Here is a 26,960-nt window from a genome sequence, read left to right as displayed (position 1 = left end):
GCTGTCGCCCTGGCGATCAACAATCGGCCCCGCAAGATCCTCGGCTGGCGAACCCCGGCCGAAGTCTTCGAAGAACAACTATACTCGGTATCAGCAACCGGTGTTGCAACGACCCCTTGAACCCAAGCAATACGTTTCCAAGCAGTTCACTGAACTCTGCGACCGGCTCGGGGTGATCCGCTCCCGCGGGAACGTCGGCACGAGCGCGGACAACGCCGCGGCCGAGGCGTTCAACGCCACTCTCAAACGCGAGACGCTGCAAGGCGCCAAACGCTGGCCGAGCGCCCGAGACGCCAGACTGGCCGTGTTCAGCTGGGCCACCCGGTACAACACCCGCCGACTGCACTCAGCGCTCGATTACCACAGCCCGATCGAGTACGAACTCCGATCGACTACCCTGGCCACAGCCGCATAGCAACCGGTGTCCGCGCTTCAGGGACAAGCCCCCTGATCCAGGCCGCCTACGCCCACCACGGCGTGCACCTACCGCGCACTACGTTCGACCAGGTCAACGCCGGCCGCCCCGTCTACAGCATCGCCCAGCTCCAGCCCGGCGACCTGCTGTTCATACCCGGCTCCGACGGAACTCCACAGGCCCCCGGTCATGTCGGCATGTACCTCGGCCAGGGTTTACTCATACGGGCGCCCCAGACCGGCGAGGTCGTCAAGCTCAGCCCACTGGGCCAGTGGGCCAGCTCAGTTGTGGCGATGCGCAGAATTGTTGAATGAGATGAATGCAGGTGGACCTGGTGATTGAGTGTCGTCACGTTCTCGCCAACGGCCCGGAGCCGCTCGGCCGCAGCCGCGCCAAACTCGCTCGCGCCGCCGGTTACGAGGGCGGTGCTGGTTGTCGTCAGGCCAGGCCGACGAGACTGCCGTCCGCGATGACCGAATATGGACTGGATAACGCATCCCGATCGCCCTGGGTATCCCGGCGCTCCCTCTGAGCCTGGCCTGGACGAGTTGATCGGGAAGGCGCGGGCACTGAACATGGATGAGGCGGGCCGCGAGTTGGCGGTCGCGAGGACGGGAGTTGAGTCATGGACCGGTCTGCCTGGGACGAGCGCTACGCGCAGCAGGAGTCCGTGTGGGGCGGATCCGCGAACGTCTTCGTCGTGCGGACACTCGAAGCTCGTGTACCGGGCCGGGCACTCGACCTCGCGTGCGGAGAGGGCCGCAACGCGCTCTGGCTGGCCGAGCTCGGCTGGCGGGTGACCGCTGTGGACTTCTCCGCCGTGGCCCTGGCCAAGGGTAGGGCGCAGGCTGACGCGGCGGGTGTGTCGGTGGATTGGGTGGAGGCCGATGTGACTGAGTTCCAGCCGGAGGCTGGAGCTTTCGACGCGGTCGTGATCGCGTATCTGCAACTGCCGCCGACCGTGATCAAGCCGGTCATCGCCAGGGCCGCTGCCGCAGTGGCCCCGCGCGGTGTGCTGATCGTGGTCAGCCACGACGCGGCCAACCTGGCCGAGGGAGTAGGCGGCCCGCAAGACCCATCCGTGCTCCATACCGTCCCGCAGTTGGTGGACGCTGTGGCTCCGCTTACGGTGGTACAGGCCGAACGCGTCGAACGCCGCGTGCCAGGTGCGGACAGGCCTGCGCTCGACGCGCTCGTGGTCGCGACCAGGCCAGGCCCCGCGCCACAGGACTCAGGCCACCAGGTAGCCGACTGAAGGGGCCGCGCGCGGAGGAGTATGCGCGCCGAGGAGTATGGCGGTAGCCGCCGGGTACGCGAGGCGAACGTCCTGAGCCGCTATCGGCCAGTTGGAGACGACGCGGTGAAACCGCCGACCGAGATCCTGATCGCGCGACGTGCACTGCCGGGTCGGATGTTGAGTCGGTCTGTGCTCCGGGGTAGGTGAGGAGGAAGAGGCAGGAGAGCGCAGGCTCAAAGTCTGGTGATTCCTCATGTCGTGGTGGCTGATCGCGCTGGTCGGGTCAGGGGTGGGTTTGTTCGCTGGCCTGTTCGGGGCTGGGGGGTCGGCCGTGGGCACACCGCTGCTGAATGCGATCGGTGTGGCGCCGTTCGTGGCCCTGGCATCTCCGCTGCCGGCAGCCGTGCCGATCGCCGTGGCCGCCTCGGGCGCCTACCAGAAGCGCGGTTACCTTGATCGGCGCGTGGCGACCTGGTGCATTGCGATCGGCCTCCCCGCGACGGTGGGTGGAGCACCGCTCACCCCGCACGTGGGAGGCAGGCTCCTGGTGCAGATCACAGAGGGCGTTGTGGCCGCGATCGGACTGCGCCTGACGATCTTCCCCCGCGAGTCAGGCGAACGTGGAGCCGGGAACGGGGCAGCGAGAATCCGGGTGATCTCTGTCGCCGCCGTAGTAGGGGTGGTCTCCGGCCTGTTGGCCAACAGCGGCGGATTCCTGCTCACCCCGCTTTTCCTGCTGATCCTGCGTATGCCGATCAAACGTGCTTTGGCTACGTCACTGGCGGTTTCCGCGGCGTTGGCGGTGCCGGGCACCATCACCCACGCAGTGCTCGGGCACATCGACTGGTTGGTCGTGCTCGCCTACGCCCTCCCGGCAACCCCCGCCGCATACCTCGGCGCGCGCCTGGCGATCCGCGCGCAATCGGAATGGCTCACCCGCGCTTACGGCGTCGCGCTGCTCGCACTCGCCACCGGACTGCTGATCTCCAGTACGTGATGGCCCCTACGGGCGCTCAGGACCGAAAGACCGCGTCGCGTAGCGCGGCGACGCGGGTTCGGTTCCGCTCCTAAGAGGCGGCAGTCCTGGTCTGCGCCGGGCGTAGCCGATAGCCGGCCTGGGCGGAGAAGTCGGCGGTCAGCGCGAAGCGGTCGCCGCGCACGAGGGTGTGGCGCCATTCCACCGGGGCGCCCCCGGAATATCCGATGCGGTGGATGGAGAAGCCCGCGGTGGTCGGCGAGCAGTGCAGCAGCGTGCGTTCCGCGGCGGCGGGCAGGACTGCGTGGATCTCTTCGCTTCCGTGCTCCAGGCGCACACCGGCGCGTTCGGCCAATTCGGCGTAGAGGCTGGTGTGCGTGAAATCGGCGTTGAGGAGCGGGGCGGCGATTTCGGCGGGCATCCAGACCCGGTCGAGGGCCAGGGGTTGATCGCCGGCGTGGCGCACTCGTTCGAGGTGGAAGAGCGGCGTCGAGCCTTCCAAGCCGAGCCGGTCGGCGACGACGGCGTCGGCGCGGACGTCGAGTGCGCGCACGAGGCTGTGCTGGCCGAGTCCGGTGGCTTCGACGCGGGCGAACAGGCTGTAGAGCGCGCCCATCGGCTGGTGAATCTCGGACGCGGGCGCGATACGCGGCTGGCGGCCGCGTTCGGCCAGCACCAGCCCGTCGGCGCGCAGTTGACGCAGCGCCTGTCGGACGGTGTGCCGACTGACTCCGTAGTGCTCGCCCAGGGCCAATTCGCCCGGGAAGCGTTCGGCGAACTCCCCGGATTTGAGCCGCGCTTCGAGGTCGGTCTGCAACTGCCGCCACAGCGGGGTGGCGGCATCGCGGTCGAGCGCTGTCACCGTGTGCCTTCCGACGCGGACTGTCAGCTCATGGTACTGCTTGCGAAATGTACGCTCTATGAGTACCTTGAATGTCCGGACATTATGAGGAGGTCTGGTGATGGCACGCGCCCGGGCTGGGTTCGTCGAGTCGGATACGCCGTCGCGGTGACCGCGACCGAACACGCCCTGGTCTGCACCAAGCCGGACGCACCGCGTCACTCGCGTATCGCGCGGGTGCTGCCGGGGCTCGGCCTTGCCGTCGCCGTTGCGGTGATCGCCACCTGGCTCGGCCATCTCGCGCCAATCGTCGGCGGCCCGGTGTTCGGCATCGTGCTCGGTGTCCTCGCCGCGACATTCATTCCGCCATTCCACGGCACCCGGTGGAGGCCGGGCTACGCCGTTGCGTCCAAGCCCGTCCTTCAACTTTCCATCGTGGTCCTCGGGACCGGGCTCTCGCTCCAGCAGGTCGTGCGCGTGGGAGGCGACTCGTTGCCGGTCATGCTCGGCAGCCTGACCGCCGCTTTGGCCGGAGCGTGGCTGTTCGGTCGGCTGCTCGGGGTGCGCGGCAACACCCAGATCCTGATCGGCGTGGGCACCGGCATCTGCGGCGCCTCCGCAATTGCCGCGACCACCTCGGTGATCAAGGCGAAGCAGGTTGAGGTCGCCTACGCCATCGGTACGATTTTCACCTTCAACATCGCCGCCGTCCTGCTGTTCCCCCTGGTCGGCCACCTGCTCGGTATGAGTCCGCACTCCTTCGGCCTGTGGGCGGGAACCGCGATCAACGACACCTCCTCTGTCGTGGCCGCGTCCTTCGCTTACGGCGGGGGAGCGGGCTCCTACGGCATCGTGATCAAACTCACTCGAACCCTGATGTTGATCCCGATCGTGATCGGACTGGCAGCGTTCACCGCGAGGCGCGAGGCGCGCACCGCCGCATCTGGGGAGGGGGACGTCGTTCCAGGCTTCAGCCTCAGAGCGATGCCATGGCGCAAGATCGTGCCCGTGTTCCTGATCGGCTTTCTCGCCGCCGCCGCCCTCGACAGCATTGGCGTGATCCCGGCGGGTTGGCACTCGCCGCTTTCCACGTTCGGCACCTTCCTGATCACCACCGCGCTGGCCGGCATCGGCCTTTCGATGCGCCTGGCCGACATGCGCCGCGCTGGGCACCGTCCAGTGCTGCTCGGCGCGGTGTTGTGGGCGACGGTCGCTCTCAGCAGCCTCGCCCTGCAAGCCCTGACCGGCACACTCTGAACCGGTGCACGGCGCGCCGATGCCTTCGTGGCGATGGACGCCGATGAACACCGGCTCTCCCAACGGAGTGGCCCGCGGCGCGCTTTACCACTGACTCCTTCGGGTTAAGGTCAGTGGGTGCTGCCGGTTGCTTCGGCGTCGACGGTGCGGACGCCTTCGGACCGAGTCGGGTACTCGGTTGCAGGCCGCTGACTCGGCCCACTACAAGGGCGGCCTGTGCCGACAGGCGATAGTCGGCGGGAGCGGCGGACGGTAACTGGCGGTCCACGAGTCAGCCGGAGATGCGGTGGATAATGCGTTACGCCAAACCGAACTCGAGGTGTTAAGGCTTGCCCGGATCTCTCGGCGTACCGATAATGCTGTTCACGTGTGCTACGTCGTCCCGGTGGAAGCCGCGTGAGTAAGGTACTGCTCGATTCTGGAGAGCGCATCGGTTTCCACCAGCTTCAACGCTGGAAGAGTGTCCTTCCAGGAAGCCGCCACTAGGCCGTATGCAAGGTGACGACGTGCACGTAGAAGCCGGTGTTCGTCGGGTTCTCGCTCGCGTGAACAGGCGCCGGCGAGGGCTGTGGCCATCTCGATGCTGACCTTCGCACGGGTGCGGGGATCGGCGATGCGTTCAATGAGCTGTTCGGCGTCGTCGTCGAGCCCGCAGTTGACGAGGCTGCGGCTTGCGATGACGAGCTCGAGTTCGGTGGTGTCGCGATCGTTCACGTGGCGTGCGGACTTCAGCGCCGCCCTCCGCGCGGCCCCTTCGAGTCCGGCGGAGCGAAAGTAGTCGGCTAGGTGTGCGAGGACGAATACCTTGTCCTCTGTTATGTCTGTTTCGGTGGCTGTGTCGGCGATCTGGGTGGCCGGGTTTATGTGTCCGGAGCGGTGAAGTATTAGTGCGACTTCGGCAAGGGCCATGGCTCGGTGGTCTGGACGACGTATCGCAGATGCGGTGTGCTCTGCCGCCTGATGCTTTCCGAGCTCGGCGAACTTAAGTGCTGCCTCGAGCAATGCCCGTTCCTCAGCATCCCACGACGGGCTCTCGCTTGACGGCTGCGGTCGCTTCGGCACGTTTCGGGTGTATGTTGCGAGATCGGCGAGGGCTTGCGTGCGAAACGTCGTCGCAGACTCTCGTACCGCGGCCTCGGCGTCTTCCGCGCATCGCGCCGCTTCGTGCGCAAGCCCCGCCTTGACGAGTTCCAGGGCGAGCGCGGCAAGCGCGCGAGCTCGGTGTTCCGGCGCCGTTATCTCCTGCGCAGACTTTCGCGCCGCGTCGTAGTTTCCGCGAACGCCAAAGGCTTGCGCGGTGCTTGCGAGGTCGTCAGCCGTGTGGCGATTGTGGGTAATCGCCTCGATAACGACCATGAGCCGTTCGCATTCGGCGTCGCATCCCGCCGCAGTGAGGCTTCGGAGAAGGCCCCCAAGAAAGTCGATTGCCGGGAGGTCAGCGGCCTTGCTGGTTGCGACGAAATTCTCCACTTCGCTGACGGCCTGATCTGCGTAGCGATGCGCCTGTTGCCGCATTCCCCGTTTGACGCAGGCCGCTGCGACCTCGACCCAGGTCGCGGCTCGGCCGAGGCGGTGCTCTATCTCGGCGACCACGGCCGTCGCACGCTCGTGGTGGCCAAGGCCCGCGTAGATAGGGGCGATCCTGGTCCGCAGTGAGTCCCCACCGCCGAAAAGCCCGTCTACGCACGGCTCAGCTATCTGCGCGTCGATTAGGGCGTAGTCGTCGAGTCCGGCGTTGAAGTAGGTGAGGGCCAAGCCCGCGTGGAAGCTCCCGAGCCTGGAAGGCTTCGTGTCACGGTACCCGGGACGCAACTCCGCGACTCGGCGCGCACGTTCCCATTCTCCGGCCTCGGCCATTGCGGCGGCGACAGAGGCCACATTCTCAGCGTGACTCCTCGCCTGAGACGAATCCTCCGGAATCTTCGTACTGAGCGCCGCCTCGACTTGGTCGTAGAGCCCTATGCGCACCATAGCCAGCGGAGGCAACCCAGAGGGGTAGGAGGTGCGGCCCACGGTCGTGGCTAGGTGCGCGGCACGTGCGTCCTGCCCGACGGCGCGAAACGCCACCATGACTCGGCACAGCGCGGCTGCCTGGTCGCCCAGCGCGTCCATCGCGAGTGCCGTGTTCTCGGCATCGTCATAAAGTCCGGCCTTGACCTGCGCTGTGGCGACCGCCTCCAACGCCAATCTCCGTTGCCCATCGAAATCCAGGCCGAGGGCGATCTCCTTGGCGCGCTCAAATCGGTGAGCGCTGAGCAAGGGTTCGATAAGTTGCGCGAGCTCCTGGTCGTCTTGCCCACGAGAGCGCGAGAGGGCTTCGCCACGTTCCACGTCGCCCAGCAGGATCCACACCTTCGGAAGTTCGGCGGGCATATGCGTATTGCCGGCTACGAGATCGGCGCGATGCACGGCAAGCCACGCCAGATCCTGCAGGTTCGGGTCCCGCTGAAGCAGCACAGCGCGCTGGGCGGCGTCGATCTCGGCGAAGCTGGCGAAATCACCGCCGCTCTGCTTCAGCATCCGGCCGTGACGCACCGTGTCGATGCCGAGCGCGACGAGACGTTCGGTGTCGCCGCGGTCTTGCAGCATGGCCTGGTATCCGCGCAGTACGTATACAGGCGTCTCGGCGGGCCATCCAAGCTCGCGGTAGCGATCCGCCCACGCGTGCAGCCGGTTGACGTAGGCGGTGAAGCGGGCCTCGCCCAGCGCCGCGCGCACCTCGGGCTGGAGCGTTTCGTGTACCAGCAGGAACACGGTCCCTGCCGCTCCAGAGGTTCGCCAACCGGTCTCGCGGGAGCTGATCATCCGTCCTGCCGAGCCTGTCAGAACCCACTGAATCTCGTAGGGCGCGAGCCCAGTCAGCTCTTCGATGTCCGGCAGGCTCAGACCGCCGCGCGCGGCAGCGAGCAAACCGACGACGTCGAGGGCGACCGCGGAATCGGCAAGCATGCGCTGAAGCTCCAACAGCGCCGCATCGCGCATCACTCGCGCGTGCGGAGAGCGAGCAAGATGCCGCACGATGGCCGGGTCGTGGAGAGGGTGATCGGCGGCCACATCGAGTGGGAGGGGCGGGTGCGGGCGGCTCGCGAGGATCACGCGCAGCCCCTCGACCCCTGACTTCGGCAGCAACGCGGCTATGCTCGGCAGATTGCGCGCACTGCTCTGGTCCTCGTCGAGACCGTCCACCAGCAGTACAAGCACCTCTTCCCTGTCTCGGCATAGCGCTGCGAGTTCGGAAAGCAGCGCCCTCCAGTTCGATGCGGCCGGCGCTGGATCGAGTGAGTGATCGCCGGCAGAAGCTAACGCACGGCGTTCTGCAACAAGCTCCTCTAACTGCGCTCCGATCGCGGCGACGAACGCCCCGCTATCGGCCTGCGCGCCGAAGCGGGCGGTGACGAAGAATGACACGACCACAACACCCGGTGGCGCGTTCAGACAAAACCATGAGGTCAGTGCGCTCTTACCGGACCACGCCTCGGCCTGCCACCACCAGTATCCCGGCGCTTTAGACTCGAGGCTGGCAACGCAGAACGCAGCCATCTGCGCGAGCTCAGGGTCGCGATCGAGCAGGCCGTCGCGCGGCGCGATGCCGCGGACCTGTTCGATGTACTCCCGCCAGCCGTAGTGCGCGGCTAGCGGGGGCAGCGGGCCCGCGAGGTAGAGCTTCTCGATATAGCCGGCCGCGACGCTCCCACCAGTTGCGGAGATCTGCCACGCATCGTGCGCGTGAAAACCTGGCTTCAGGATCGGTACGCCGGGACCAGCTAAGCCGAGCCGCGCCCCGGCTTGGAAGGGTCCGTCGCCCCGAGTGTGACATCGCCCATGGTCAGCGCTGCCGCGCTACCATCCTTGGCCGTTACCTCGGCATCTCCTGTGACCACGGCCGCCCGCGTTCCCGCGATGATGCCCGCTCCCTCCCCGCCAGCGGCGTGCTCAAGCGACGCGAGCAGATCGCGCAGCGATGCCGAGAACTCCTCGTCCGACTCAGCCGCTTCAGCGACGGCATCCACGACCCGGCGCCGCGTACGCTCAGACACCTCGCCGCCGTCTGTAACCTCCTGCTCAAGCCTGGCTAGGGCCGGGTCGCTACCGAGCTTCGCAACCACGAGGTTGTGCAGTCGATCCAGTCCGGCGTCCAGGACGAGGTCCGCATCCTGGTCGAGCTCCTGACCGACCCTGCGAGCCTTGCGTACGGCCCAGGCCATCAGGTACCCGGCAACCAACTCAAGCCCGACCAACTGCCCCTCCTCGCAACAATCTAACGAGCCATCAGCTCAAGTATGCCCGTGCACGTTGCTTGATCACACGTTTTACCAGAACTTCACGCGCCGCCCTGATTTCGCCAGGCCTGCCATAGCCCTGCGCCCGAAGCCGTCGGCTGACGTCTTCAATTGAGCGAACGAAGTAGCGCGCTTCACACGCTTCAGCAAACCCGACGGCTTCGAGCCTAAATGGCGAGCCCACCAAAAAAGGCTGCAATCTGCTCGCCGAACATCGGAAATGCCCCTACCGTGGACGGCAGTTGGATCTATCCGGGTCACTTCTCGCGCGCGCTACCCCCGCGCGCCACGGAACGCGAAATCCCCTCCCGAAGGCGAAGTTCGTCGCCGGATACATGGCGCCGACGAGCCGATAACTCGAGGTGGTCTTCAGGCTGAAGGTCGGCTCGACTCTTCTACCGTAGGCCGGTGAAGGAGATCTCCTTGCGCGAGTCCGAGTGTGCGTTCGAGGTCGGTGGGGGAGTGGGTGCGCAGGTAGTTGGCGAACTTGGTTGTGACGGCGCTCATGTGCTCGTGCGCCATCTTCTCGCTGATGCCGAGTTCGGAGGCGACGCGGCGGAAGGTCTTGCCTCGCGCGCGGCCGGCCAGGACCTGGCGCTGTCTGGGGGTGAGCGCGGGCAGGTGGCCGTAGCGGTCGATGGCTTCGGCGAGGCCGGTGAGCGCGGGCGTGATGACGGTCTGTCCGTTGCGCACGGCGGTGATCGCGTCGGCAAGTTCCTGCAGCGACTGGGTCTTGTGGATCACGCCGTCGGCCCCGGCTGCCAGGCAACCGGCGAGCACCAGTCGCCGGTTCTCGTTGGTATAAATCAGCACGGGGTAGCCGGCGTCGCGGACATCGGCGATGGCAGTGGCGCCGTGGCGGGTGGCGGCCTGCCCGACACCGTCCAGGTTCAGGTCCAGCACAACGAGGTCGACGCTGGGCCGCTCGGCCAGGAATTCGCTGTGGTGCTCGAATGCGCAGGTCACCCGGTGCATTGGCATCAACGCACGTAGCCCTTCGCGGACAATGGTGTCGTCATCGATCACGGCGACCGTCGCCTGCTGGTCGGCATCGGGGTTCATCAGGGGCCTTCCGGGGCGGTTATGGTGATTCGGGTGCCCTCGCCGGGGGCGGAGTCGAGGGCCACGGCGAATCCGGCGTCGGTGAGAGCTCGGCCTGCCTGCGTGCTCAGTCCGTAGCCGACCGGGGTGGTGGCCGGGTCGAAGCCGGCTCCGTCGTCGATGATGCTCAGTTCCCACCGGTCGTCGTCGATCAGGTCGCCGTGGAGGGTGACGGTGGTGGCCTTGGCGTGTCGGCGGACATTGTGCAGCAGGGTGCGGATCGCTCCGAGCAGCAGTTCGGCCGCGTCGGATGGCACCCGGGAATGCGGTACCAGGTCTGTGTTGACGGTGATCGGCAGGTCGGTGAAGTCAGCTACCGCGGCGGCGACGACGTCGACCAGCAGCGGTCGGTCCTCGGAGAGAACCACGTCCGCCTCTGCGATGCGGGTGTCGCCGAGGAACGAGCGGACGCGTCGGGAGGCCGCGGCTGCTTGGATGCGCAGACTGGCTTCGAGGACGGGATCGTCGTGGCGGTGGCTGAGAAGGGCGAGCACCGTGGCCTGATCGTGCAGGAGCCTGCGCTGTCGCTCGCGTTCGGCCTCCTGGGCTGCCCGTGCGGCGGCGGCTCTGGCCTGGTCGGCGATGGCGGCGAGCTCGCGCAGGAATGCGGCGACGAGATGGGCGGCAGCGATGAAGCCGACCAAGGCGACCGAGTTGACCACGGCGGTGGCGGGATGCGGCGTCGCTGCGCTGACGGCGAGGTAGACGGCGGCGAGTACCGCGGCCGCTGCGCCGGCGTCACGGCGTCTGCGCAGGCCTGTGCCCACGGTCAATGTGGCGGCGCAGCCCGCGCCGAATCCCCAGGCCACCCAGGTGCCGACGCGGTCGGCCGGGCTGCTGTAGAGGGGCTCTGCCGCGATGACCAGGCACGCGAAAGCGAGGTCTGCGATGGCGGCGGCGGCGGTGATGCGCCGTCGGCGCCACGCGAAGGCTGCGAGCGTCGAGGATTCGGCGAGGGCGAGCATCGACAGCAGGCCGAACAGCCGCGGACTGGTGGAGTTGGTGAGTCCGTGCGGCACCGCGAGCGCGAGCTGCGCGCAGAACGTCGCTCTGATCGCGACCACGGCGATCACCACGGCCCGCTCGGCCCGCCGGGAGACGGAATCCGCCGCCTCATCGGCGATGCATGTATCAGACCTTGTCTGCGCGGGAACGGCGAACTCAGCGCCCGGACCGCCGCTCAGGGTTCTCACGCGGTCATCATGCACGGTGACCCGTCCACGGGCCACATTCCCGTACGAACATCGGCGGCCGACAGGCGCCGCGGCTCGCCGTCGCACGCGAGTGCTCGCGGGCCGCTTGGTCGGCCGCGTCCGCGGTCTCGACAGCATCGGCACATCTCGACTGTGCCGTGAGCGAGCGGTGACCGACACCCCGGAAAAGTGACGGGTACACCCGGGCTCGCCGCCCGGCCACGATGACCGCATGGACTACGGCACCTCGGCATGGAGCAACCTGACCGGGCTGTTCCACTGCGCGCAGAACGGCGGCGACCCGTGCGCCCTGATGACGGGCGGCGATGGCGGCGTACTCGGTTTCGCGCTTGTGATCGTGCTGGCGCTCAACATCGGGGGCGTCATCGTGTCCTACCAGGGGTTGGTGCTGGCGACCGACGCGGCCGCGGTGCGGCTGACCGACAAGCACCGGCTCAACGCTAACGCCGCGATCGGCGTTGTCTCCGCCTGCTTGTGGTGGTACCTGTGGCTCGCTTACGCGCTTCCTGAGTGCTCGGGCCACACCGTGCTGACCTGGATGATCATCAGCCCGTTGTTCACTCTCGTGCTGATGGTCGGCTTCATCGGCACGGTCGCCGCCGTCGCGTTCACAGTCGGGAACGTCGTCGCGCGGCAGCATGCCGGCGACCGAGGGGTCCGCGTCCTTCTGACCGCGGTTGTGACCGGCCTGTTGATCGGCTGGCACATCCTGTACGACGCGGTGCCGCAGATCGCCGCGGGGCCCTACGGCCGCGGGCCGGGATGGTTCCAGGACGCGCTCGGCATCTGGACTCTGCGCTGGCCGGTGTCTTCCCTGTGGGGCCTGGCCACGGTGCTTGCCACCACCCCGGGGATCGCGACGTTCGCGGCGCTCGGGGCGCTCGCGGTGATCCTGCCCCGGCGCACCTCGTCGGCGACCGCCGCGAACCTGGCGTTCGTCGCCACGACCAGCGCCATCGGCGAACTGGCAGGTCTGGTCATCGGCGCCTGCGTGTTGATCGTAATGAGTCTGCTGGTCATAGCCGTCGCAGCACTCGCCTTCATGTTCTTCGCAGCCTATGTGATGGCCTACGCGCTGGTTCTGGCGTTCCTCGGCGCGCTCGTCGTGGGCGCGCTCAGACGTTGAAACGACTCTGTGGAGGGGTTATGGACGGATTCGACGACCTGGTGTCATCCGAGCGCCGGAGGCTGGAGGCGCAGGCCGCGGTCGAACGCGCCAAGAGCGCCGAGGAGAAGTCGCGCCACGACGCCTGGGAACGCGAGGAACTGCGCGAGTGGCGTACGGCGATCGAACGCATGCGTGAGCTCTTCGCCGCGGCCGTGAAGCGTCTTCAGCAGGAAGGCGTGCGCCCGCTGCCGGTGCTCGAGCATCGCCCGCCGCCGCCACGGCCCTCGGGGTTGGAGGCTGTCGAGCGGACCGTCATCACCGGATACCGGTGGCAGTTCGAGGCATTCGCCCTGGACAAACAGTGCCGGGCCTATAAGGCCACCGCCGCCCACCCGCTCATGGCAGTTGACCGTCGCCCGGAGTGGAGCATCAGGAAGCGATTGACCGACTATGTCCTGAGGGGCAGAGGCCTCGACACCACCCGGCGCTTTGCGATGCTACGTGACAAGTCACTGCTGCGCACCGGTCTTCAGCCGGCCGATCTCGTCCTGTGGGGCGCAGCGTCCGACCGCATCGATCTCGATCCTGCCGCGGCCGTCCGCGCCGGCCGTATTCATTGCTTCGGCAAGGCCGAGGGCGGCACTCCGCTGCTGCTGAGGACCGACTGCCAGCCGGAGCCGCTGGAGACGTTCATCGCGAAAGCGACCGGCCGACTTCTCGCGCAACGTTGACTGCTCGTTCCGCTCGACGTGATGAGCGGCATGCATAACCGAGATCCGAGCTGGAGGAACGAATATGAGGCCACGGGGCTCGACGAGAGCGGTCCGGTCGGCTCGTACCGGTCTGCTACTCGCGTTTACGGCGGGTGTGGCCATGTCGGTCGCGCTGGGTGGTTGCAGCGGCGGTGCAGGCCGGACCGCCCAGCCGACCAGGTCGGTATCCGCCGGCGCCGCGGGCCGGTCAGCGCAGCCTTCTGCCAGCGCGGGGCTGACCGCGTTCCCCGCGTACTTCGGCGCCGCGGTGAAGACTTCCGTCATCCAGATCGAGGATTCGAGCGGTCACCACGCGACCGTCACCGTCACATGGCACGCCGGCCGGGACATCGCCGCGGACCGGCTCTATCCGCTGTGCTCAGATGTTCTCGGTACGTCTGACCAAGGCAGCCCCGGCAACCACGTCTACTGGGCGTTCAGCGCCGAGGTGAGTGCGGCATTCGCCACCTCCGGCGCATCCGCCTGGCCGCGCGGGACCGGCCTGGCGATCGACGACAGCGACGCCGGCACGTCGATCGACACGATTTGCGACAGCAGGGGAAGCGGCGACAACAAGAGCCCCGACATCACACTGACCCAGGCCGCACCCGCGCTGGTCGTCGAATGGGTGACAGACGGTGTGACGAGCGCCGACACCCCGGCTGCCGCGGTCACCGGCGATCCGAGCACATACAGCATCACTGTGCAGATCCCGCGCTCCACGTCGTGCAGCGTCACCCCCGTCACTTCGACCACCGGAAGCTGCGGCACCGTCTATGGCGGCTGACCAGCAGCGAGGGCGCCCTCGCCGGTAAGTACCAGAAGCAGGTCGTAGCGGTTTCTCCCCAGCCGCGCGTGACGAAGCGCTGCGCTGTATGTGTAGGTGATGACTCTATGGTTGATGAAAGGTAGCTGTGAATAGCGACAGCGCTTCAAGCTGGGTGAACGCCCGGTCCACGTCAGGGTCGCGCGCGGTATTGCGATCTTGACCATCCCATTACCGACCCTTTGGGCGTCTGCGTCGGATCTGTTGGTGCTGGCACATATGTAAGCATGGCTATATCTAGCATGGTTCACTTGCAGATCGCGCGGGAGTCCTCCTGCCAGGCATGTTCTGCCCATGCGGCCGTCTCGGCGGGCTTCGGTGCGAGCGGCCCGTGGTGACCGAATCGTGATGGTTAAGATTTTACAAAGCTGTTCTTCGTGGTCGTCGGCCGCGCTACGGTGGCCCGGTTGGTTGGTGGCCAACAGCTGTGGATGGTGGGGTAAGCATGTTGATCGGTGCCGATCCGGATCAGCTGGACGCTCTTGCGAGCCAGATGGATTCGGATGCGCAGACCCTCGATCAGATTCGCGGTCGGGTCGGGGGAGTGCTGGAGCAGTTGTTGTGGCAAGGGGCTGACGCGCACGATTTTTTCGAGATCTGGGCCCAGCGCTTCTCCGGAATGGTCGGAAACGCCGCAGCCGGCTTGCAGGACGCGGCGCGCTGCCTGCGCGCGGAAGCAGTCCAGCAACGCGAGGCGAGCGGCGAGGGCGGGGGATTCAACATCCTCGACCCGATCAGCTTCGGCATCTCCGCAGGGGCCGAGGGATTGCACGCCCTGAAACTGGCCAATGTCAGCGTCGTTGCGGATGAGCTCAAGGACCTGGGGTTGACTGACAAGGGTTTCGAGGTGCTCGACTCGCTGGAGTCGGTGGCCCTGCCCCTGGAAGTGGTGGGCTTGGCCGTCAACTTCACGAATCTCGCCGTCGACTGGTCCGCCGACCCGGGCTCCGCCGAAACGTTGAAAGCCGGTGTGGACACGGGCCTGAGCTTGGGCAGCGTCGGCGTCGGCGTGGCAGAGGTTGCGCTGGTGGCGGCAGGCGTCGAAGTGGCTCCGGTGATCGTCGGCGCGGGGATCGCGTTCGGCGTGGCCGAGTTGACCAACGACGTCGCATCCTATTTCGACCCACAACTCGACGAGCAGGTGCTGCACGGTGCCGAGGCGGGTGCGAGGGTGGTCGCATCCGGGGTGCGGGACGCTTTCTCGCTCCTTCGTCACAACCCACTGAATTGGGTACCGGCGCTCTAAGCCGTCGCGCGGTTTCGAACCTCCTACTTTCAGTCTGTCGCTGCACGGACTGCGTATCTACCTGAACGTGAGGCCCCTGCGTGACCACATCGCTGACGCTTACCTTCGCCGAGTTGGAGTTCGTACTCGCGCTTCGGCCGCGGCGCCGAGCAACGCTGCGCGGCAATCTGCGCTTGGACGGTGATGGAAGCGGGCCGTCGCTGGTGCGTGCGGGATTAGCGTCGCTCCTGGCGCGAGGGCTGTGCGAGGCGGTTGGCGCGACGGATGAAGGCGAGCGCGCGAGCCTGCCGGATCTTCGCTTCGATGGCGAACTGTCCGCGCTGCTCACGGCCCTGTCGGACGACGACGGCTCGAGCGTGATGGCGGCCGCCTGGTGCGGGGAGCGTGGCAGCGTGGTCCACCTGGTAGACGGGCGCGGGGCGCGGATGGCGCTGTTCCCGGAGCGGTTCGGCCGATTCAAGGCCGAGGTCCTCGACGCGAGGGAACCGGTCTCCGCCGTACTGCAGCGATTCCTCTCCCGCCACCTCGCCGAGGGGACGCCGTCCGCGCTGGTGGCCACATCGGAGCGCGATGGCCGGTCGGCTGCCGTCGCGATCGCCATCGACGCCGCCGGGAACTGGTCCGCCTCCGACTCCGCAGACAGCCCTGATCACGCCGTGCCCGTCACCCGGGAGCAGGCGATGGAACGCGTCGCGGCCCTCTTCGACGGGCGCCCCTTCGTCGCCGCGCAGAGCGACTCGCGATGACAGACGAGTCGATGGCGGCGCTCGAGGTCAGTGCGGGGGCGGCCAGCGATCCAGGCCCGGTGCGCGCGGTCAATGAAGATCGCGTGTTTGCCGGGCGCAGGGTCTTCGTGGTCGCCGACGGCATGGGCGGACACGCCGCCGGCGAGGTCGCCAGCGCCATCGTCACCGACCGGCTGGCGGAACTCGACATGAGCGAGGATCTCCGGCTCGACGACATCCGCACCGGGCTCTTCGATTCGAACCAGGACATTCTCGTGTCCGCGCAGCGCAATCCCGCGCAGGCGGGCATGGGTGCGACCGTCGCCGGGCTCGCCATGGCCTGGTACGGCGGAAGCCGCCACTGGGTGGTCTTCAACGCCGGCGACTGCCGTGTCTACCGGTACGCGCATGGCGCCTTGACGCAGCTCACCGTGGATCACACCGAGGCCGCGGAGTTGGTCGCGGCGGGCCTTCTGGACGCCGCGGCTGCTCCCACACATCCGAGCCGGCACGTGGTGACGCGCTCCCTCGGCTCGGATCCGGCGCCGGAGCCCGACGTGTGCATGCTGCCGCCGACCCCGGGGGAGACGTTCGTGCTCTGCTCGGACGGCCTGTTCGGCGAGGTCGACGATGCGGAGATCGAGGAGGTGCTGAGCGCCGAACCCACTCCTTCCGGGGCCGCGGCGTCGCTGGTGAGCCTGGCCGTTCGTCGCGGCGGACGCGACAACGTGTCGGTCGTCGTGGTCGTTCATGCCGACGAGGAGGAACCGTCCGCAGGGGGAGCGGATGAGCGGACTGTTCCGCGCCCGCCATCCGAGGAGGAGCGATGACCGAATCGATCTCGCGTTACCTGCCGGGTTCCTGGATGGCGTTCGTGACGGCCGGTGCCTGGTTGCTGGCTGATACCGCGTCGGAGGTTCGGCTTGAGAAGTGCTGGTTGGAGCTTCGTCAGACGGGGCAGGGCGTGGAGGTCGCCGCTGAAGCCATGCTGGAGGAATTGAAGCGGGCGACGGCGGCCGGTGCGGGTTTCGCGATCGTGTACCAGACGCAGAGTGGGACGCGCGTGGTCGTGCACGGTGCGGTGGTAGCCGAGATAACCGGCGCTGACGGCGTTGTGTGTGTAGTCCGTCAGGAGAACGGCAGCCAGACGCTGCCTGGCGAGCCCGTCGCTGTTCGGCTCGCGTCCTCGACCGACGATGTTCGCGGTGATGTGGCGACCCTTCCCATCGAGAGCGGGATCGTTATGGCGTCAGCGCTCGAATACGTCGATGAGGAGGCGGCCAGGTCGGTCGAGCAGGCCGAGCCGGTTCAGCCGCAAGCGGCGGGACGGGAATCGGATGAGGCGTATCTCGATGACTTCATGGAGCCTGGGGACGCTCGGACGTACATCGTCGAGGCATCGGATCTCGATTGGATGAGCAGCCCGAGTGGACGGTCGGTGCCCGCGCCGGCCTCGGCGCCCGCAGCGGAGCCAGAGCCAAGGTCAGAGCGCACGCTGGAGCCTGAGGCAGAACCGGAGCCAGGGCCCGCCCTCGAGCCGGAGGCGGTGTGGCCCGGGGCGCCGATCGCGCGGCCCTCGCCGTCACCCCTCGAGCAGACGCTGGTAGCGCCGTTGCCCGAGCCGGCGACACCGCCCGACGTCCCGGCACCGCTGCTTGCGCCGATCTCGCCGTCATTCCCGCCGCAGCAGCCGATGATGTTCGGCGCGACCGACCAGCCCCTGGTGACGGCGCTTCGTTGCCCGTCCGGGCATCTCACGTCGACCGAGTCGATCTTCTGCCGGGTGTGCCGCGCGGCTGTCGCACCGCAGGAGCCGGTGACCGTCGCGCGCCCGTGTCTCGGCCGGCTGCGGCTGTCGAACGGCGAGATCTACCTGCTCGATCGCGACGCGGTGTTCGGGCGGAAGCCCGAAATACCCGCAGGGCGCCCCGGGCCGCGCCCGAACGCGATCGCGCTCACGGACGATCGGGACGTCTCCCGCAACCATGTCGAGATACGCCTCGACGGGTGGCGGGTGCTCGCTCTCGACCTCGGTTCGATGAACGGCACCCAGTTGGCCGGGCCGAATCTCGCCCCGCGCCTGCTACCGCCGGGCACGGCGCAGGAGATCGTGCCCGGGTCCGTGCTGACCCTCGCGCCGGACGTGTGGATCTACTTCGAGGAAGAGCGATGAGCGCGCAGGCGCCGTCGATTCCCGGCTACGGCGACGGCAAGCTGCTCGGCAGGGGCGGCTACGCCGTCGTCTACCTCTACCGCGACGAAAGCCGCGGCGAGGAGGTGGCCGTCAAGGTTCTGACGTTGCTCGATGACAGTGCGCGCGGCCAGTTCGCGGATGAGATCCGGGTGCTCTCCTCTTTCGGGGACGATCCGCTGATCGTTCCCTACCTCGGCCAGGGCACCCTCGCGGACCGGCAGCAGCCCTACTTCGTCATGCGGTACTGCCCGGGCGGCAGCCTCTCGAAGTGGGTGGGGGCGTACGGTCTGCCGGTCGCGCAGGTCGTCGAGACTGGGCTGCGGATCGGCCGGGCGCTCGAGGCGGTGCACCGGAGAAGCTGGCTGCACCGCGACATCAAGCCCTCGAACATCCTGGTGGACGAGGATGGCCGCGCGCCGCGGCTGTCCGACTTCGGGATCGCGACGCCCAGCCGCAACGGGCAGGCCGGACCTGGCGATCCGGCGGTCTCGGTGGCCTGGTCGGCTCCTGAGGTGATCACCAAGGCCAGTCGGGGCAGCGTGGCTTCGGACGTCTACGCGCTCGGTGCGACGCTGTGGCATCTGCTGGTCGGACACGCGCCGTACGAGATCCCGGGCGGCGACAACTCGCCCGAGGCCCTGGAACGGCGGGTTGTCGGCAGCGGGTTGCCGGGCTTGGGTCGTGACGGTGTGCCGACGGCGCTCGAGCACCTGTTGCGTTCGATGCTGGAGAAGGACCCTGCGGCCCGCCCGCGCCGCGCGGCCGACGTCGTCGCGGTACTGGAGTTGATCGACGCTCAATTGCAGGCGGCCATCGTGCCGGTGACAAGCGGCGCCGCGCAGGACGTTCGGGGCGCGCGAGGGCCGGTCGGATCGGTTCCGATACCGACCGCCGCCGGGCCGGCCGGGCCCGAGCCGGCCAAGCCGTCGAAGCGCAGGGTGCTGATCGTCTGCGGCGCGGCTCTCCTCGTGGTCGGCGGGCTCGTCGCAGCGGGCAGTCTTTCGCGGCACGGCACATCCGGCGGCGGCCAGGCCTCGCGATCGGCGAGTGCGGTTGCCACCGGGCCCGGTGCGCAGGACGCGGGCGTGCTCGGCGACCAGGTGCCGCCGGGCACACCCGAGGTGACAGCCACACGTATCAGCTCTGCGACGCTCCGGTTCACCTGGAGCTACTCGGCACGGGAAGCGACGGACAGCTTCTCCTGGCGCGTTGTCGGCACCTCGCGGTCCGGGGCGACCAGTGCCACATCGATCGACCTATCAGATCCCGCCGGGCAGCGGATGTGCATTCAGGTGCGCGTCGTGCGGGCGGGCGGCGAAGGCCAGGGCTCGTCCTGGTCGGCGGCGGGTTGCGGGAGTTAATGAGATGAGACTGATGAGGACGTCGACGCGGCGGCGAGGCGGACGGCTCGCCGCCGCGCTGTCCGGCGGCGCGCTGACCGCCGCGGTGGGCGCGCTGCTGTTCATGGCGGTGGACGCCCAGGGCGTTCCGGTGCAGCACGCCGCGCTCAACAACGGCGGGATCTGGGTCACCAGCGATAGCGCCGGACTGTTCGGCCGGCTCAACAAGCCGGCGGGAGCGTTGGACGCGGCGTTCGCGCCGGCGGGGGCCGGCCAGCAGAGCTACCAGCTCGACATACTCCAGGACGAGTCGGCCGTCGTCGCGTGGGACCAGGCCGCCGGCAAGCTCTATCCCGTCGACTCGGCGCACGCCACGACGCTTTCGGACCAGGCGGTTCCGGTGTCCGGGGCGCAGCAGGTCGGCTTCGCCGGGGGCACTGTCGCGGTTCTCGACTCCTTGACGGGCGAGGTGCGTGCTCAGCGGTTCGACCCCGCCTCGGGCCTGACCTCGCTTGCGGCGCTGCAGTCCGGCAGCCCAGCCGTCGCGAACCTCGGCGCGTCCGCGTCGCCGACCGATGAGGCCTTGACCGTCGGCCAGGACGGGACCATCTACGCGGTCTCCACCGCCGGCAAGGTCGCGATCGTCGCGCCGCTGGGCACCGGCGGCTTCGCGTCGGTCCAGTACTCGCGCATCGGGCACGCCCTCACCGATCCGCGGATCACGGCGGTCGGCGAGCAGGCCGTGATTCTCGACGCGGCGAACGGCAGGCTGTACGCGATCGGCGGCCCGAGCGTCACCGTGCCCGGCGTCGATGTGCACACGCAGCTGCAGCAGGCCGGCGGCGCCGAGGGCTCGGTCGTGCTGTCCACGTCGCACGACCTGATCTCCGTCGACCTGGCCACCGGAGCGGTCAGCACTCTGTCACGTATCGGGTCCGGTGCACCCGCCGCGCCGGTCCAACTCGGAACGTGCGTCTACGCGGCGTGGGCGCAGACCCCGGACGGGTACGCGCGATCCTGCAACGGTGCCGCTGCCGTGCGCGGTGGCCTGAGCAGGCTCCAGGAGCTGGCCGCCCCGCGCTTCCGGGTCAACTGGAACCAGATCGTGCTCAACGACCTGGCGACCGGCGGCCTGTGGGACCTGTCCGACGCGCGCGAGGTCGACGACTGGTCGGCGGTTCAGCCGCCCGCGTCCGCGAAGAACTCCTCCAACAGCCAGTCGAACCTGGACCAGCAGCAGGCCGCGAACCTGCCGCCGAAGGCGCAGGACATCACACTCGGCGCCCGTCCGGGGCGCACGACGGTGCTGCACGTGCTCGACGTCGACTCCGACCCGTCCGGCGCGATCCTCGCTGTCCAGAGCGTCGGGACTCCCGACAACTCCGGTGCCAGACTGCAGATCGCCCCGGACGCGCAAAGCGTCGAGATCACGCTGCCCGCCGGGATTCAGGCCGGTTCGATCCACTTCCAGTACACCGTGGACGACAGCAAAGGCCTGACCGCGACCGCCACGGTGACAGTGGAGGTGCGCACCTCCGGCCAGAACGCCCTGCCCGCGCTGCGCACCGGATTCACCGGACGCACCTGGACCGTGCCGGCCGGCGGATCACTGAAGATCCCGGTGCTCCAGGACTGGCGCGACTACGACGGCGATCCGCTCGCCCTCGTCGAGGCCACCGCCTCGGCCGGATCCGCGGCCGCGACCTCGGACGGCTTCGTCGAGTACACCGCTCCGGCCTCCGGTGGCGGGCAGAGCGTGCATTATCAGGTCTCGGACGGTATCGGCGCACCGGTCACCGGCACACTCTCCATCCAGGTGCAGAGCCCGACCGACACCGCGGGCATCGCGCCGGTGGCCGAGCCCGACATCGCGCGCGGCGAGGTCGGTCAGCCGATCGTGATCCACCCGCTGGCCAACGACCTGCCCGGTGCCGACCCGCAGAACCCGGGCGCCGCCCTGGAGATCGCCGCCGCGGTGGCCTCGCCGAGCGGCACCACCGTGACCACGAACCAGGCCGAAGGCGCGGTCACGGTCATCGCGCAACGGCCCGGCACCTACCTGCTGAGCTACACCGACCAGTTCGGCAGCGCACCGTTCGCCACCGGCGCGATCCGGGTGGATGTGACCGCCGATCCGTCCAGCCCGCAACCGCCGGTCACGCTGCCGAGCATCGCGGTGCTGCACGGTCAGCAGCCGGCGACCGTGGACGTGCTCGCCGCGGACTTCGACCCCTCCGGCGCGCTACTCGAAGTGCAGCAGGCGGCGCCGGTGAACGCGAACTCGGGCCTGCAGGTCGGCATCGTCGACGGGCGATGGCTGCGCATCAGTGCTCTGTCACCTGCCGCGTCCGCCGTGCCGCAGTTGGTCGACTACACCGTGACCGACGGCATCACCGCCCCGGTGACCGGCCAGGTGTCGGTGACGCAATTGGCCGCGCCGGCCGTCGACACACCGCTGACCGTGCCCACATACGCCACCGTGCGCGCCGGCGACACCGTGACCAGCGACGTCCTGGTGAAGGACATCGATCTGGCGGGTGCGCCGCTCTCCCTGGCCCCCGACGTGCCCGGCAGTCCAGGGGCAGGTCAACTCGAGGTCCTCTCGCCCTCCGGGACCGCCGGTGCCGCAAACGGCTCCGCGTTCGTCACCGGCGACCTGGTCACCTACTCGGCCCCGCGGACCGTCGCGTCGCCGGTGGTCGAGACCGTCGAGTACCTGGCCCGCAACAACCTCGGCGGCCAGGCGGTCGGCTACCTCTACGTGACCGTCGACCCGGCCCCCACGGCCATGGACCCGAACCGGTCGCCCGCGCCGCCGCCGATCCAGGAGCGGACCGTCGCCGGCGACACCGTCACGATCCCGATCAGCACGAGCGGCGTCGACCCGGACGGCGACTCGGTGACGCTCACCGGACTCGGCTCCGCGCCCTCGCTCGGCCGCATCCTGTCGCAGAACGCGACCTCGCTGACCTATCAGGCCTTCCCGACCAGCAGCGGCACCGACACATTCACCTACCAGGTCGCGGACCGCTTCGGCGCCACCGGGCAGTCGACGATCAGCATCGCGGTCGTCCCGCCCGCCACACCTGAGCCTCCGATCGCCGTCGACGAGGACGTGACGGCGTCGCCCGGCGCGCAGGTGAGCGTGAACGTTCTGGCCGACGCGGTCGCGGCACCGGACGACGCGGTTTCCGTGACATCGCTGGCGACGCTCAACAAGCCGCTTCCGACAGGGACCTCGCTGAGCTCCCCGACTTCGCCGATCTTGGTCACCGCGCCCGCTGCCAACGGCAAGCCGCTCGTGGTCGCCTACGGCATCACCGACGGCGTCAACCCCGTGTCGGTGGCGACGATCACCGTGCACGGGCAGAGCGGGTACCTCAATCCGCCCGTCGCGGTGCCGACGTACGCGAATCCGCAGCCGAAGCAGACCACGATCACGGTCGACGTGCTCGGCCACGTGACCGATCCCGACGGATCCGCCTCCGGCCTGACGGTGACCCAGGTGTTCGACGCGGCCGCGAAGATCAGCGGCTCCAAGGTCGTCCTGCCGGTGACCGCCGCGCCGCAGACCGTCGCCTACCAGGTTCGCGACGCGGCCGGAGCCACTACGATCGGCATGATCTACGTCTCGGCACCCGGATACGGCGCGCCCTACGTCAAGCCCGGCGCCCTCGTCACGGTGCCCGCGGGCGGCAGCACGACGGTCAAACTCTCCGACTACATCGTCGACCCCGCCGACAAGGCCGTACAGCTGACCACCGCCGACAAGATCTGGGCGGGGCCTGTGTCGGGTCTGCGAGCGGTACCCGACGGAATCCACGCGCTGACCCTGACCGCGCTGGACGGATACACCGGTCCCGCCTCGCTCACCGTCCAGGTGACCGACGGGGCCTCGCTCACCGATCCGCACGGACTCTACTCCGTCGTCAGTATTCCGGTGCAGGTCGGTCCGGAAACCCCGGTGCTGCGCTGCCCGGCCGACACGATCCGTGTCGTCGAGGGCGGCCCGTCGGTCAGCCTGAACGTCGCCGCGCTCTGCCACGTCTGGACCGCCCAGCCGGGCGGTGCCGCCGCACTGCGCTACACGGCGCAGTGGCAGGGGGCCGCGCCCGGGCTGTCCGTCTCCGGTTCCGGCACCGGCACGCCGGTCGTCTCGGCGGACTCGTCCGCGACGGCGCAGTCCAGCGGCACGCTGCTGATCGGGGTGGCCGGATCGCCGGCGAAGACCTCGCGGCTGGCGGTTCAGGCGGTGGCCGCCGCCGCGCCGACGCTCGCGCCGATCGCGGTCAACGGAGTCCAGGCGGGCCAGACCGCGACGATCGACGTCGCACCGTACATCACCTCTCAGCTGCGCCAGCCGGTCGACTCGGTGGTGTCGGTCACGCAGTCATCGGGAATGGCCGCCTCGGTCTCCTCCTCGGGCAGCGTCGTGCACATCACGCCGGGCTCCACCTCGCACGGCACGATGACGTTCACCATCGTCGTCAGCGACGTCGCCCAGAGTTCGCGCACCGACCAGCGCGGCAGCGGGCAGATCACCCTGAACGTCCTCGGCCCGCCCGCCGCGCCCGGAACCCCCGTGGTCGGCGGCACGGTCCTGAGCGGAGCGGCGCTGCTGTCCTGGGCCGCGCCGGCCGACAACGGCGCTCCGATCCAGTCGTACCAGGTCGACTACTCCGGCGGCTCCCAGACCTGCCCGGCTTCGCCGTGCACGATCACCGGGTTGACCAACGGCACCACCTACACGTTCACGGTCAAGGCTCAGAACGTCGTCGGCTGGAGCCCCGCGAGCGCGCGGTCCGGTCCCGCCACGCCGAACACGGTGCCCGGAGCGGTCAGCGGCCTGGCGGTCTCCGATCCGCAGAACGGCACCCTGAAGCTGAACTGGAACGCCGCGCCCGACCAGGGAACCCCTGTACTCGACTACGCGGTGACCTGGACCGGAGGCGGCAGCGCGACGGTCTCGGGAACCTCGTTCACCGCGACCGGCCTGGTGAACGACACGGTTTACACGTTCACCGTGATCCCGGTCAACCGCCAGGGCCCGGGTCCGTCCGCGACCGTCTCCGGCCAGTCCGCCGGAGCTCCGGCCCAACCGGCGGCACCGAGCTTCTCCGCGACCGAGCTGGCGGGATCCAACTCCCGCGCCGTGACGATTTCGTGGACCGCGGTGGATCCGAACGGCCCCGGCCCGACGACCTACACAGTCACCCGGACCGGCGGTGGAACCGACACGGTCTGCTCGAACGTGACGGCGACGAACTGCCTGGACGCGGGAATCGCGAACGACGGCACCGTGTACACCTACACGGTCACGGCGATGAACGCCGACGCGTCGCTCAACCCGAGCGCGCACACTTCGCCGCCGAGTCCCGGCACTCAGATGGAGGCGACGGCCACGCCGGACCCGATCGCCAACCTCTCCGCGACTCCGACAGGGGTCGACGGCCAGGCTACGGTCAAGTTCGACGCTCCCGCCTCGCACGGCGCGAGCTCCACGGTCACCTGCACCTACAGCGGCGGCACCTGCGGTACCTGGACCTTCCCGACGGCAGGTCAGTCGGGTGTGTCCGAGACCGTCAACGGGCTGCCGAACGGCACCTCGGAGACGTTGAGCCTGCAGGACTGCAACGGCAGCACCGGCGGCCAATACGCCGGAAGCCCCTGCGACAGCACGGATTCGACGTCGGTCACCACGTATGGGCCGCTGAACGGCCTGTCGATCCAGACCTCCGCGAGCGGGCAGACCGTGAACTTCACCGTCTCGGTGAACCCGAACGGCAAGTCCGCGACCGTGCAGATCAACACGAGCAGGCAGAGCCAGACCTTCACCACCGGCACCGGTGCGTGGAGCTGGAACGGCAGCGACACCATGGGCTACAGCGCGACCGACACGATCAACGTGACGGTCTCCGACCCGGGCCGATCCTCGATCTCAGGCTCTGCCTCGCAGAGCACGCCCGCCGCGCCGCCCCCGCCGGCGACGGTCACGGTTTCGCAGGGCACGAAGTGCGGTGGCGGCGGCGGTTCAGCCTGCCAGGGCGGCAGCTGCACGAACAGCTCATGCGCGTACATCCACGTGCAGACCGCAAACTTCAGCGGGAACGTGACCTGTTCATTCAACAGTTCGGTCGGAGCCCAGGGCTTCATCAACGAGACCTACGGCCCCAATCAGTCGAAGGACTCGTACAACTGGTTCGGCTACCCGGGAGACACCGTCACAGTGACCTGCGGCGGAGTGTCCGGATCCTATGTGTGGCCCTGATGAGGAAAGAGCACTGAGATGACGATCACCGACGAGCAGGCCGAGAGATTCGCCGAGACCTTCAACCGGCTGGTCGACGCGGTCGGCAGCGCGATCCTGGGCAAGGACCGGGTGGTGCGGCTGGCGCTGACCTGCCTGCTGTCCGACGGGCACCTGCTGCTCGAGGACGTGCCGGGAACCGGGAAGACCTCGCTGGCAAGGGCCATCGCCAACGCGATCCAGGGCACCACCGCCCGGATCCAGTTCACCCCCGACCTGCTGCCCGCCGACGTGGTCGGCGGCGTGGTCTACAACCAGGACACCCGGGCGTTCGACTTCAAGCCCGGCCCGGTCTTCCACTCGATCGTGGTCGCCGACGAGATCAACCGGGCCTCGCCCAAGACCCAGTCCGCGCTGCTCGAGGTCATGGAGGAGGGGCGGGTGACCGTCGACGGCCGATCGCACGAGGTGGACCGGCCCTTCATGGTGATCGCCACGCAGAACCCGGTCGAGCACGCCGGAACCTACCCGCTGCCCGAGGCGCAACTCGACCGCTTCCTGATGAAGACGGCGATCGGCTACCCGGATCAGGGGTCGCTGGTGGCATTGATGTCCGGCACGACGGTGCGCGACCGTGCAGCACTGGTGCAGCCGGTCATCGCGGGCGAGGCCTTCGCCCGGATGGCCGCGTTCGCGACCGGCGTGACCGTGCGCGAGGAGGTGCTGGTCTACATCAGCCAGATCGCCGAGGCCACCCGTGGCCACAAGTACGTCGACCTGGGCCTGTCCACGCGCGGGTGCATGGCGTACGTGCGCGCCGCGAAGACCTGGGCGATCGCGCAGGGGCGCGCCTACGTCATTCCGGACGACATCAGGAACCTGAGCAAGGCCGTTCTCAACCACCGGCTGCTGCTCAGCGACGAGGCGCCGTACCACGACATCACCGCCGACCAGGTCGTCGACGAGATCTTCGAAACGGTGGCGCCGCCGATGTTCCGGAACTCCGGTGCCGCCGAGGACCAGAACCTCACCCGGCGCCGGGGCGCCGCCGACTCGGCGGACGACCACACCCGCCGCCGCGGCGAGCCCGCCGGCGGCGGCGGTGTGGCCGAGGACCTGACGCGGCGACGGGAAGACCCCACGGTCGTGGACGACCACACCCGCCGCCGCGGCACTCCCGGTTACGGACAGGGCCAGTGAT

19 protein-coding genes and 1 pseudogene are annotated in these 26,960 nt (G+C 68.6%); 15 read left to right on the top strand and 5 right to left on the bottom strand.

The window, feature by feature from the left end; translation table 11 throughout:
• Nucleotides 1–127: 127 nt before the first annotated feature.
• The 4 genes and pseudogenes from KDK95_RS19755 to KDK95_RS19740 form a co-directional block, all read left to right on the top strand.
• Nucleotides 128–415, top strand: a pseudogene (locus KDK95_RS19755) (integrase core domain-containing protein); the annotation flags it as partial.
• A complete protein-coding gene (locus KDK95_RS38300; protein WP_372463358.1) occupies nt 313–729 on the top strand; it encodes a C40 family peptidase in 417 nt (138 codons plus the stop codon). The pseudogene KDK95_RS19755 and the gene KDK95_RS38300, both read left to right, overlap by 103 nt.
• 311 nt (nt 730–1,040) lie before the next feature.
• Nucleotides 1,041–1,670 carry a class I SAM-dependent methyltransferase gene (locus KDK95_RS19745; protein ID WP_212519694.1) on the top strand — a complete coding sequence of 210 codons (630 nt, stop codon included), beginning with the start codon at nt 1,041–1,043 and terminating at the stop codon, nt 1,668–1,670.
• Nucleotides 1,671–1,905: 235 nt separating this feature from the next.
• The gene (locus tag KDK95_RS19740; RefSeq protein ID WP_212519693.1) at nt 1,906–2,649 is read left to right on the top strand and encodes a sulfite exporter TauE/SafE family protein; all 744 of its coding nucleotides are present in this window, start codon (nt 1,906–1,908) and stop codon (nt 2,647–2,649) included.
• A gap of 70 nt (nt 2,650–2,719) precedes the next feature.
• Here the strand turns inward: KDK95_RS19740 and KDK95_RS19735 are convergent, their stop codons facing one another.
• Nucleotides 2,720–3,490, bottom strand: a complete 771-nt coding sequence (locus KDK95_RS19735; protein ID WP_212519692.1) for a GntR family transcriptional regulator — start codon at nt 3,488–3,490, stop codon at nt 2,720–2,722.
• Between the two features lie 147 nt (nt 3,491–3,637).
• Here KDK95_RS19735 and KDK95_RS19730 point away from each other — a divergent pair, with 147 nt between their 5' ends.
• Nucleotides 3,638–4,726, top strand: a complete 1,089-nt coding sequence (locus KDK95_RS19730) for a YeiH family protein (protein WP_212519691.1) — start codon at nt 3,638–3,640, stop codon at nt 4,724–4,726.
• A gap of 372 nt (nt 4,727–5,098) precedes the next feature.
• On the opposite strand, the gene KDK95_RS19725 is transcribed toward KDK95_RS19730, so the two are convergent.
• The 4 genes from KDK95_RS19725 to KDK95_RS19710 form a co-directional block, all read right to left on the bottom strand.
• Nucleotides 5,099–8,266 carry a P-loop domain-containing protein gene (locus KDK95_RS19725; RefSeq protein WP_212519690.1) on the bottom strand — a complete coding sequence of 1,056 codons (3,168 nt, stop codon included), beginning with the start codon at nt 8,264–8,266 and terminating at the stop codon, nt 5,099–5,101.
• Between the two features lie 224 nt (nt 8,267–8,490).
• On the bottom strand, nt 8,491–8,964 hold the full coding sequence (locus KDK95_RS19720; protein WP_212519689.1) for a hypothetical protein: 474 nt from the start codon (nt 8,962–8,964) through the stop codon (nt 8,491–8,493).
• A gap of 411 nt (nt 8,965–9,375) precedes the next feature.
• Nucleotides 9,376–10,068, bottom strand: coding sequence for a response regulator transcription factor (locus KDK95_RS19715; RefSeq protein WP_212519688.1), 693 nt, complete (start codon nt 10,066–10,068; stop codon nt 9,376–9,378).
• Nucleotides 10,068–11,300, bottom strand: coding sequence for an ATP-binding protein (locus KDK95_RS19710; RefSeq protein WP_212519687.1), 1,233 nt, complete (start codon nt 11,298–11,300; stop codon nt 10,068–10,070). Before KDK95_RS19710 ends, KDK95_RS19715 begins: the two co-directional genes overlap by 1 nt.
• A 232-nt stretch (nt 11,301–11,532) precedes the next feature.
• On the opposite strand from KDK95_RS19710, the gene KDK95_RS19705 reads away from it, so the two are divergent.
• The 10 genes from KDK95_RS19705 to KDK95_RS19660 all read left to right on the top strand — a co-directional run bounded on the left by KDK95_RS19705 (nt 11,533) and on the right by KDK95_RS19660 (nt 26,959).
• A complete protein-coding gene (locus KDK95_RS19705) occupies nt 11,533–12,447 on the top strand; it encodes a hypothetical protein (protein ID WP_212519686.1) in 915 nt (304 codons plus the stop codon).
• Between the two features lie 20 nt (nt 12,448–12,467).
• On the top strand, nt 12,468–13,160 hold the full coding sequence (locus KDK95_RS19700) for a hypothetical protein (RefSeq protein ID WP_212519685.1): 693 nt from the start codon (nt 12,468–12,470) through the stop codon (nt 13,158–13,160).
• A 142-nt stretch (nt 13,161–13,302) separates the two neighbouring features.
• Nucleotides 13,303–13,968 (top strand): hypothetical protein, encoded by a 666-nt coding sequence (locus KDK95_RS19695; RefSeq protein WP_212519684.1) that lies wholly within the window; start codon nt 13,303–13,305, stop codon nt 13,966–13,968.
• 484 nt (nt 13,969–14,452) lie between these two features.
• Nucleotides 14,453–15,253 (top strand): WXG100 family type VII secretion target, encoded by an 801-nt coding sequence (locus KDK95_RS19690; RefSeq protein ID WP_212519683.1) that lies wholly within the window; start codon nt 14,453–14,455, stop codon nt 15,251–15,253.
• A gap of 80 nt (nt 15,254–15,333) precedes the next feature.
• A complete protein-coding gene (locus KDK95_RS19685; protein ID WP_212519682.1) occupies nt 15,334–15,999 on the top strand; it encodes a hypothetical protein in 666 nt (221 codons plus the stop codon).
• Between the two features lie 11 nt (nt 16,000–16,010).
• A complete protein-coding gene (locus tag KDK95_RS19680) occupies nt 16,011–16,808 on the top strand; it encodes a PP2C family protein-serine/threonine phosphatase (RefSeq protein ID WP_212519681.1) in 798 nt (265 codons plus the stop codon).
• Nucleotides 16,805–18,151: an FHA domain-containing protein gene (locus tag KDK95_RS19675; RefSeq protein WP_212519680.1), complete on the top strand. Its 1,347-nt coding sequence runs from the start codon at nt 16,805–16,807 to the stop codon at nt 18,149–18,151. Before KDK95_RS19680 ends, KDK95_RS19675 begins: the two co-directional genes overlap by 4 nt.
• Nucleotides 18,148–19,533: a serine/threonine-protein kinase gene (locus KDK95_RS19670; protein ID WP_212519679.1), complete on the top strand. Its 1,386-nt coding sequence runs from the start codon at nt 18,148–18,150 to the stop codon at nt 19,531–19,533. Before KDK95_RS19675 ends, KDK95_RS19670 begins: the two co-directional genes overlap by 4 nt.
• Nucleotides 19,534–19,546: 13 nt before the next feature.
• Complete coding sequence (locus KDK95_RS19665) at nt 19,547–25,780, top strand: Ig-like domain-containing protein (RefSeq protein WP_212519678.1); 6,234 nt, start codon at nt 19,547–19,549, stop codon at nt 25,778–25,780.
• 18 nt (nt 25,781–25,798) lie between these two features.
• Nucleotides 25,799–26,959 (top strand): AAA family ATPase, encoded by a 1,161-nt coding sequence (locus KDK95_RS19660; RefSeq protein ID WP_212519677.1) that lies wholly within the window; start codon nt 25,799–25,801, stop codon nt 26,957–26,959.
• Nucleotide 26,960 lies beyond the last annotated feature (1 nt).

Origin of the sequence: Actinospica acidithermotolerans (genome assembly GCF_018139625.1) — a bacterium.
Lineage (GTDB): Bacteria > Actinomycetota > Actinomycetes > Streptomycetales > Catenulisporaceae > Actinospica > Actinospica acidithermotolerans.
Note: the sequence above shows the minus strand (reverse complement) of the source record. Positions and strands in the feature narration are given on the sequence as shown.